Below are 10,179 nucleotides of genomic sequence, written 5' to 3'. Positions count from 1 at the left end.
ATATCGATGATCTCGATCGACGTGATCTTGTCGTGGCCGCCGACGTTCAGCAGCTTCGAGATGTCCAGCGTCTGGCCGGCACCCGTGAGTTTCAGCGTGTCCGTGCCCGCCCCGCCATGGACACCTGCGCCGGCCCCGTCGAAATATTTGACATCGGCCACGCTGAAGACGTCGTTGCCAGCGCCGCCGTAGTACGCGGTATCTCCGACCAACTCCTGCAACGCCGGCCGATCGAACACCTGGCTCGCTGCTTGGGCGGAAAACGAGAAATTGTCCACCCATGTCAGCAATTTATGCACCGGAACATTGCCTTGTTGATCGAACTCGATCGACGTGAATGACAGACCTTTCGGCATGTCGATTGCGACATGCTGACGAATCCCGCCAGACATCGTAATCGCACTACTCTTATAGATCACCTTGCCGGCACTATCGAGGAAGAGCAGTACCAAACTCTCGGTTGTCGTGACATCCCCGACGTCGCAAGAAAATCGTGTCGCGCTGATGCCATCCTTCAGGTCGAGCCTGACTTTTCCCGTAATCCCGAGTGCCGTCGTCGAAGGAGGCGCCGACAGTCCGTAGGTCGGATCGAGTTTGAAATCGTTGCCTGTATATAGCCCTTGACTCCATTTATCGTGACCAGCGTCCCGAATTCCGGTCAGCGTGAAAAACGCCAGCTCACACGATTGCCCCTCGAACAAAGGCACCGACTTCAGCGTATCGAAATTCTCATGAAACTCGAACGACGCCAAGGTCCGATATTGAGAGGCATTGCCCGCCGAATCGATGATCGCCACGGCCGGAATGGCTGTGGTGTTCTTCGGCCAGGGATACGTCGCGGTGCCGGTTGCGATTTCCTCGGCGGTCAACGTCCGCACAAATACACGCGTGCCAAATTTAACTTCCAGTTCCGAACCTGCCTGAACCTGCGAACCATCGAATTTCACCACGACAACGTCGCCCACTATGGCGAGGCTGGTTGGCGGCAACACGAATGGTTTCAAGACGACATCCGTCGAGTGGATCTCACCGGTTCCCCCCGCCGCGCTCACCACACGTGTCTGGATCGTCCAGTTGCTCGTGTGCGTATTGGGATCAGTCGCCACCCACGTGCCATCCGACTTCATCAGTGCATCGAACCAGCTGCGGCCGCCGTCCGTCGACACCTGCACCTTCTCGCCGGCTGCCAAGGCCACGGTCAGGTGGCCGCTCAACAACCGGCCCGCCGTGCCGTCATTCGTCACGCGGTCGAAGTTGAAAATCCCGCTATCGCGCCCCATGTCGTCGAGCACGGCCTTCGCCAGCGGCACCGGCGGCGCGACCGTCAAGTCGAAACCGTCCGAACGCGCGCTCGTATTGCCCGCCGGGTCCATCGCCGTCACCGTCAGTGCATGCGTGCCGTTCGACATCGGCGACGTCACCTGGAACATCCACGTGCCGTCGATACCCGTCTTCGTCGTACCCAGCAGCGTCGTGCCGTCGTAGATCGAGACCGTCGAATACGCTTCCGCCTGCCCCGACAGCGTCGGCTGCGCCCCTTGCGTCGCCGCGTCGATCTTCGGCTGCGACGGCGGCGTCACGTCCACCTGAATGCCGTAAGACGTCGACGGAATGCTCATGCCGACTTCATTGCTCGCCCGCGCCGTCAGGCGATACTCGCCGTCGCGCAGCGGCTGCGTGAGCGCGAAACTCCATGCCCCGTTGGCGCCGACCACCACCGTTCCGACCGCGACCCCGTCCACCAGAAGATGAATCGTCGAGCCCGGGTCGCCGCGACCGCTCACCGTCGGGCGCGGGTCGTTGGTCAGCCCGCCGTTGGCAATCACGCCGGTGTACGGCGGGACGTTGTCAATGATCGTGTCGATCGTCGGACGCGACGGTCGCGTCGTTGCTTTCTGCCCTGCCATTTTTACTTTCCTGTATCAGTTCAATGCCCCGGAGGAGGGTGTCGAAGACGTAGACATGCGCCGCCCGCCATTCGCTGCGGGTTGCACATGGAGAGAGAAACAATGAAGAAACCGGGCCGCTGGCACCGGTTCGGCGGGACGGAACCGCATCCTGGTCCGACGCGATTCCGCCCCGCGCTTGCGGATCAGGTCAGTTGGGTCGACACGGCCGACTGCACGAGCAGTTCGACGTGCAGCGCCGCGTTCTCGTACAGCGTATAGGCCTGGCCGTTGATCGCAGCCGTCCCCTTGTTCGCCCACCCACCACCGCTGGTCAGGCCAGGCATGCCCGACAACTCGACCCGATCGCCGGCGTTGCCGTTCACCATCAACTGCGTGTGACCATCGTTTCGGAACACGTTCTCGTGACCGAGTTCCAGCACGTCGCGCATCGACAGCTTCAGCGTGTTGTTGCCCGTGCCGGTGATATCGATGACCTCGATCGACGTGATCTTGTCGTGGCCGCCGACGTTCAGCAGCTTCGAGATGTCCAGCGTCTGGCCGGCACCCGTGAGTTTCAGCGTGTCCGTGCCCGCCCCACCATGGACACCTGCGCCGGCCCCGTCGAAATATTTGACATCGGCCACGCTGAAGACGTCGTTGCCGGCCCCGCCGTGATAAGCGCCCGACAGTTCGACGACGATCTGATTTTCATGCACCGGCTCGACCCCGGTCTGCCATATGCCGCTATCTCCGCCGCCGCCCTTGTCGAACGTCAAATTGGACAAGAAAGTCGAGTTGTAGACCGAAAATGAACTCGCCGATTTTTCACTCGTCACGATAAATGAACCGATTTCCTTACCGTCCGGCGCGACGTAGCTGTGGCTTGCCAACGCATGCCCGAGCAGCTTCTGAGAACCGAGGACCTTTCCATTCGTGTCGTAGTACGTAACGGAAGCATTCAGCACAAGGGACTCCCCCATACTGATCGGGTTATTCCTGAAATCGAAATCGATTCGATGCGCACTGAACCCCTTCAGGCTCAGCTTGATACCACCCGCAAACGAAAGCACGTTATCGCCCGCGTTGGCCGAATAGCTGTCCCCCTTGCTCGTTTGCCCCTTATAGTTAAACGTTCCGGTCAGATCGAGCCCATCGTAATGCAGCACGTCGCCGATGACTCTCAAGGACTTTCTCTCCTTGAATTCGTAGGTGCGGGCTTGCCATTCGGCCCACCTCCACTCCGACGAATTCCCGGCGAGATCGATCACCGCGGCGGAGACCCTGGTCTCACCGTTCCAATCGGCGCCCAGTGCCGTTCGCACGGCGTTCGGGATCTGAACGTCGATCTTGCCGGACGCTATTTCCTGTTGGGTCAGCGTGTGATCGATCGTGTAGTTTCCGACGATGACCCGGACCACTTCGCCCGCGGCAACGCCCGTTTTCGAAATGCCGACGTGCACGATACCGGTCGCCGCGTCGAACGTGAGGCTGTCCGGCGCGTTGGGCGCCGTCGTGTCGAGCATCACGTCGTAAACGTTCGATTCGCCAGCCACGCCATCGCTATTGACCACCCGCGTCTGGATCGTCCAGTTGCCCGTATGCGTGTTGGGATCGGTCGCCACCCACGTGCCGTCCGACTTCATCAGCGCATCGAACCACGTGCGACCACCGTCCGTCGACACCTGCACCTTCTCGCCGGTCGCCAATGCCGCAGTCAGGTGACCACTCAACAACCGGCCCGCCGTTCCGTCGTTCGTCAGTCGGTCGAAATTGAAATTACCGCTGTCGTGCCCCATGTCGTCGAGCACCGCCTTCGCAAACGGCACCGGCGGCGCAACCGGCCCCACCGTCACGTCGAAGGCGTCCGAGCGCGCGCTCGTATTGCCCGCCGGGTCCATCGCCGTCACCGTCAGTGCATGCGTGCCGTTCGACAGCGGCGACGTCACCTGGAACGTCCACGTGCCGTCGATACCCGTCTTCGTCGTACCCAGCAGCGTCGTGCCGTCGTAAATCGAGACCGTCGAATACGCTTCCGCGTGGCCCGACAGCGTCGGCTGTGCCCCTTGCGTCGCCGCGTCGATCTTCGGCTGCGACGGCGGCGTCACGTCCACCTGAATGCCGTAAGACGTCGACGGAATGCTCAGGCCGACTTCATTGCTCGCCCGCGCCGTCAGGCGATACTCGCCGTCACGCAGCGGCTGCGTGAGCGCGAAACTCCATGTCCCGTTGGCACCGACCACCACCGTTCCGACCGCGACCCCGTCCACCAGAAGATGAATCGTCGAGCCAGGGTCGCCGCGACCGCTCACCGTCGGGCGCGGGTCGTTGGTCAGCCCGCCGTTTGCAATCACGCCGGTGTACGGCGGGACGTTGTCATTGATCGTGTCGATCGTCGGCCGCGACGGCCGCGTCGTTGCTTTCTGCCCTGCCATTTTTACTTTCCTGTACCAGTCCAAAATGCCCCGGAGTCATTCGGACATTTTCAATCTTCGCTCCACGGCAACCGCCACCGGTGACCGCGGAGCCGTCAATCCCGCGCGTTATGCCGTCTCGAGTTCGATTTCGACCCGTCGGTTCTGCGCACGTCCTTCGGCCGTCGCATTGCTGGCGACCGGCTCTGCCGCCCCCCTGCCGACGGTCGCGAAGTGCTCCGCCTGCAGCCCGCCCGTGCGCAGGTACGTGGCCACTGCGCGCGCGCGCGCCTCGGACAGTCGAACGTTATGGGCGTGCGCACCTTGCGAATCGGTGTAGCCCGTGACGGTCACACGGCGAAATCGAGCCTCGCGATTCACGTCCAGAAAGCGATTGAGCGCCTGGCGGGCGCTCGGCGTCAGCGCCGCGCTGTCGAACGCGAAGTTCGCGCTGCCTTGCAGCAGCACCTGACGCTGCGCGATGGGCTGGGCAGCCGGCTGCGCTTGCACGACCGGTTGCGGTTGCGCGACCGGAGGCTCGACCCGCGCCTGAGGCGGTACGCCGCACATGAACGTCAATTCGCGCGCGTCGCCCATCGCGGCACCGCGACGCACGCGATCGACGGCCTGCAGCGGCGTAACCGGCTTGCCTGCACAAACCTTCCGCGCGGCCGCTTCACACGAGCTCGAGCTGGATACAAGCCCCTCGCAGGTCACGCGGAAGACCGGCCCGGACTGATCCGGTGCCTTGATCGCCCGGACGGTGTACGTCGGGCCGGACTGCGTCGTGCATGCGCTCAGCAGGACGACGAATGCGCCGAGCAGGCCCCGACGGACGAAGTGTTGTGGTGTTTTCATGATGATTCGGTCCGCTCGAGGCGGACTCCTGGAAATTGACGGATGGAAATGAAGTCGGTCGTGTGGCGCGATGCGTGGCGTGACGGACAACCGGCGCCCGCTCGACCACGCATCGTGGTGATGACGCGGGCCGAACGGCCCGCGTTACCGCCTTACCACTGATACGACGCGCCCACGCCGAAGGTATTGCCGCCGCTGCTGAGGCCGACGCCGGCACGCATCTTCAGGTTTTCCGTGATGCGCGCTTCACCGCCCATCGCGACTGCCTGATAGCCCTTGTACGACGCACCTGCGACACCGAACGACAAGGTCTTGCCCGGATCGACGCCCGGAATCATCGTCAACGCCGTGGCCGCCGCGATACCCGAATAGGCATTGCGCGACATGTCGTTGATCTGACCTTGCATCCCGCCGATCGCCCGGTCGAGCTGCCCCTTGTTGACGGCATCCGTCTTGTTCACGGCATCCGCGACATTGACCAGCCGGCGCTCGTGGCCGTCCGAACCGATCGACACGGTGTTGGCTTCGGTTGCCTTCGAACCGCTACCCAGTGCGACCGAGTTGGTCGCGCCGGACGATACGGATGCACCGTGGCCCAACGCCGTACCGTCGTCGGACGACACCTTCGAACCTGCACCGATCGCCGTGGCGTTGTTCTTGCCGTCCACGATCTGCGAGCCGGAGCCGACGGCGATGTTGCCATTGCCGTTGCCCGGTTTCGCGGCGACGACGTCGGCACTGTCCTTGCCGCTGCCGCCCGTGCCCTGGATCAGGTCGTTGGCGTTCTTCGAACCACCGTTGTTGCCATTACCGTCGCCAGGCGTGGTCGCCACGGTCAGGCGGTCGTCGATATCGTTGACACGTCCTTCCAGCTTCGACAACTGACCGTAGTTCACGGCGTCGTACTGGCTCTTGCCGTCCGCGACGTTGGTCAGCACCACCGGACCCGACGACAAGCCGTTGCCCAACGTCACCTTGTTGAAGTTCACGGTGCCGTCGCCGTTCTTGTCGTAAGCAACAGCGCCAACCAGCTTCGTGGCCTCACCCAGGTTGTTCTGGATCTGCGTGACCCGGTTGTCGATGTTGTTCAGTGCATCGCCGGCGTTGTGGAAGCTGTCGCCACCGACGTTGTAGGTCGGCGCGACGACCTTGCCGGTCTCCTCGTCGATCTTCGCACCGCCGCCGAGCGCATCGGTCACGCCACTCAGCTGGCTGACGTTCACTGCGTCCGTCGCAACCTTGCCGGCCGCCACGTTGTGCAGCGCGACCGGAGCCGCCGCACCAGCGCCGCCGAGCGTCACCGAACCGTAGTTCGTCGTGCCGTCCGCGTTCTTGTCGTACACGACCGCCGACTGCAGCTTGCCGTCTTCTCCGACCAGGCCAGCCGAGCGCAGTTGCCGCACGTTGACTCCATCGGTCTCGTCGACACCGTCCGCAACGTTCTTCAGCGTGACGGGCGCCGCACCTGCACCACCGAGCGTGACGGAGGCGTGCGTTGCGTCGTCGTACTGAACCGCGTTCGCGACACCCTTCTGCAGCGTCTCGATCTGCGTCGTGTGCGTCGACACGCGCTCGTCGATATGCTTGAACGCATCGCCGACGTTGTCGTACGTATCCGTGAAGCCATCCGCTGCGGTCAGTTCGTACGTCGGCGCCGAGATGTCACCGGTCACCGGGTCGAACTTCGCGCCACCGCCGAGACTGTCCGCGATGCTCTGCGCGAGGAAATTCACCTGGCGGCCGTTGACGGCCTCGGTGCTGTCCTCGGCAAGCGAGCCATCCGCGACGTTACGAAGCACCGTGCCGTTCGCACCCGCCAACGTCACCGCGGCCTTGGTGGAGTTGTCGTAGACGACTGCGTTCGGGTTCGTGCCGTTGCCGGTGCCGCCCTCACGCTGCTCCAGCGCCTTGATGGCATCGCCGACCGACGCGTAGTCCTTGCCGTCGACGTTATAGACCGGCGCGGTAACCTTGCCGTCCGCGTCCAGGCCCGCACCACCGCCGATGATGTCGGTCACGCCCTTCAACTGCGACACGTTGACTGCGTCCGTCGATGCCGTGCCGGCAGCAACGTTGTGCAGTGCGACCGGAGCGCCGGCGTTCACGCCACCGAACGTCACCGAAGCGAAGTTCGTGGTGCCGTCGGCACGCGTGTCGTAGGTCACGGCTGCAAGTGCCTTGCCGTTCTCGCCAATCAGGCCCGACGACTTCAGTTGCGATACGTTCACCGCGTCCATGTCGGCCGTACCGGCCTTCACGTTCGACAGCGTCGTACCGCTCTGGCCAGCCAACGTCGCCTTGTCTTTGCTCACGGTGTCATAAGCGACCGCCAGCGGGTTCATGCCGCCTTCTACGTCGCGGATCGCATCCGTCAGTTGATCGACGTTCACCGCGTCCGTCCCGGCCTTGCCCTTCGCCACGTTCGACAGCGTCACCGGATCCGCCGACTTCCCGCCGCCCAGCGACACCGAGCCGTAGTTCGTCGTGCCGTCCGCCTTACGGTCGTATGTCACCGCAGCAATCGACTTGCCGTCGTCGCCGATCAGGCCCGACGACTTCAGCTGCGACACGTTCACCGCGTCCATGTCGGCCGTACCGGCCGCCACGTTCGCCAGCTTCGTACCGCCTTCACCCGCCAGCGTCGCGGACTTGAAGTTCGGCGTGCCGTCCGCGTTCTTGTCGTACGTCACCGCGGCGACCGACTTGCCGTCCTCGCCGATCAGGCCCGACGACTTCAGCTGCGAAACGTTCACTGCGTCCATGTCGGCCTTGCCCGCCGCCACGTTCGACAGCGTCGTACCGTTCTGGCCGGCCAGCGTCACCGAGTCCTTCTGCGCACCGTCATAGGCCACCGCATTCGGATCCGTGCCGTTGCCGCCATCATTGCCACTCTTCGCCGCAGCCTGCAGCGCGTCGTTGACGTTGTGGTACTCCTTGCCGTCGATCGTGTACGTCGGTGCGGTCACGTCGCCGTTCGCGTCGAAGCCCGTACCGCCGCCGACCACGTTGGCCAGGCCTTTGAGCTGGCCGAGGTTGACCGCATCGGTGTTCTGCGTGCCATTCGCGACATGGATGATCTGCCGTTCGGCGCCTGCCGTGCCGATCGACAACGCATTCGCACGGTCCGCGATCGAGTTGGCACCCAGCGCGATGCTGTTCGATCTCAGCGCCTGCGAGTTCGCCCCGAGCGCGATGGCGTCCACGACGTTCTGTTGCACGGTCGCGTTCGTACCGATAGCGATGCTGTTCACGGTGCCGGACTTCGTCGTCGCGGCGTCACCTATCGCGATCGAGCTCTTGCCAACAGCTGTCACCTTATTGTTACCGACTGCTACCGCGTTTTCGGCATTGGCCCTTGCTCGGGAACCGATCGCCAATGCGCCTGCGCCGTTCGTCGTGACCATGCTGCCGATCGCCACCGCATACGGTTGCTCGACCCCGGTCTGTGCAATGCTGCCGATCGCCACCGAGTGATCCGAATTCGAGACCGCCTGCAGACCAACCGCGATCGAATTGATCCCGCTGGCGCCACTCCCGACGCCAATGGCGGCAGCCGTGCCCATCTTCGGATCGCGACCGTTCATCGATGCGATGTTCGGCATGCTGCCGTCCGCACCCAACCCTTCGATCGCGACAAAACTGCCCGGCTTCGATTCGACGTCGCGCACCATCCGCGTCATCTTCGCGTCGAGCTTCGTATTCGCGGAATGCATCGCCTCGGTCAGTTGCTTCACGTTGACGGCATCGGTGTCGTCGACACCAGCTGCGACGTGAACGACACGGCGCTCTTCACCGACGTTGCCCACCGCAACGGTGTTGTCGTCGTCGGCGACCGAGTTGGAGCCGATTGCAACGGAGTTGAGGCCGTTCGCGCGCGAACCTGATCCCAGGGCCAGCGTGCCTGGCCTGGTTGCCCAAGCGTTCGCACCGATTGCGACACTTTCGGGAACGCTCGCAATTGCTTCGCGCCCCCCCTCCGAGTTGACCTTGATGTACTTGAGCTTGATCGAGCCATTGAGGAGCGAGTCTTCCAGATCGTTCAACTGGTCGACGTTCACTGCATCCGTGCCAGCCGTGCCCTTGGCCACATTCGACAGCGTCACTGGGCCCGTCGACTTCCCGCCGCCCAGCGTTACCGAGTTGTAGTTCGGTGTGCCGTCAGCATTCTTGTCGTAGGTCACTGCGGCAATCGACTTGCCGTCCTCCCCGATCAGGCCCGACGATTTCAGCTGCGACACGTTCACTGCGTCAAGATCCGCCGTACCGGCCTTCACGTTCGACAGTGTCGTGCCCGTCTTGCCGCCGGCCAGCGTCACCTTGTCCTTCGACGTGCTGTCGTACACCACCGCCAGCGATTCGCCGGTCGTTTCGTCGATGACGCCACCATCCTTCAATGCGTCCTTCAGATCGCCCAGGCTCTCGTTCGTCGCGAACAATTGCGAGCCATTCACTGCGTCCGTGCTCGTGGCCGACAGTTCAGCCGCTTTCACGTTCGTCAGCTTCGTGCCCGACTTGCCCGCGAGCGTCACCGATTCACGGTTCGCCGTGCCGTCCGTATTGTTGTCGTACGTCACTGCGGCGATCGACTTGCCGTCCTCCCCGATCAGGCCCGACGACTTCAGCTGCGATACGTTCACTGCGTCCAGGTCGGCCTTGCCAGCCGCCACGTTCGACAGCTTCGTACCGCCGTCGCCCGCCAGCGTCGCCGACTTGTAGTTCGGCGTGCCGTCCGCGTTCTTGTCATACATCACCGCAGCACGAGACTTGCCGTCTTCACCGATCAGGCCTGACGACTTCAGTTGCGACACGTTCACCGCGTCCTTGTCAGCCTTGCCGTCCGCAACGTTCGACAGCGTCGTGCCGCCAACGCCCGCCAGCGTCGCCGACTTGAAGTTCGGCGTACCGTCTGCGTTCTTGTCGTACGTCACCGCGGCCAGCGACTTGCCGTCGTCGCCGATCAAGCCCGACGACTTCAACTGCGACACGTTCACCGCATCGCGGTCAGCCTTACCGGCTGCCAC

At 63.3% G+C, this 10,179-nt stretch carries 4 protein-coding genes; all 4 read right to left on the bottom strand.

The features are described 5' to 3' along the window. Positions 1–1,907 (bottom strand): Ig-like domain-containing protein (locus FFS49_RS41320; RefSeq protein ID WP_249362366.1); only part of this gene is annotated, 1,907 nt, incomplete at its 3' end. Positions 1,908–2,092: 185 nt separating this feature from the next. Further along, a complete protein-coding gene (locus tag FFS49_RS41315) occupies positions 2,093–4,345 on the bottom strand; it encodes an Ig-like domain-containing protein (protein ID WP_137910214.1) in 2,253 nt (750 codons plus the stop codon). Between the two features lie 84 nt (positions 4,346–4,429). Beyond that, positions 4,430–5,158 carry an OmpA family protein gene (locus tag FFS49_RS41310; RefSeq protein WP_105817434.1) on the bottom strand — a complete coding sequence of 243 codons (729 nt, stop codon included), beginning with the start codon at positions 5,156–5,158 and terminating at the stop codon, positions 4,430–4,432. Between the two features lie 152 nt (positions 5,159–5,310). Next, positions 5,311–10,179 (bottom strand): YadA-like family protein (locus FFS49_RS41305; protein ID WP_171026919.1); only part of this gene is annotated, 4,869 nt, incomplete at its 5' end.

Origin of the sequence: Burkholderia sp. 4NA327C6 (assembly GCF_005502655.1) — a bacterium.
GTDB lineage: Bacteria > Pseudomonadota > Gammaproteobacteria > Burkholderiales > Burkholderiaceae > Burkholderia > Burkholderia contaminans.
Note: the sequence above shows the minus strand (reverse complement) of the source record. Positions and strands in the feature narration are given on the sequence as shown.

What these genes read in the sequence shown, in the direction of transcription:
- FFS49_RS41310 (WP_105817434.1), bottom strand. Translation starts at nt 5,158, where the DNA reads ATGAAAACACCACAACACTTCGTCCGTCGGGGCCTGCTCGGCGCATTC.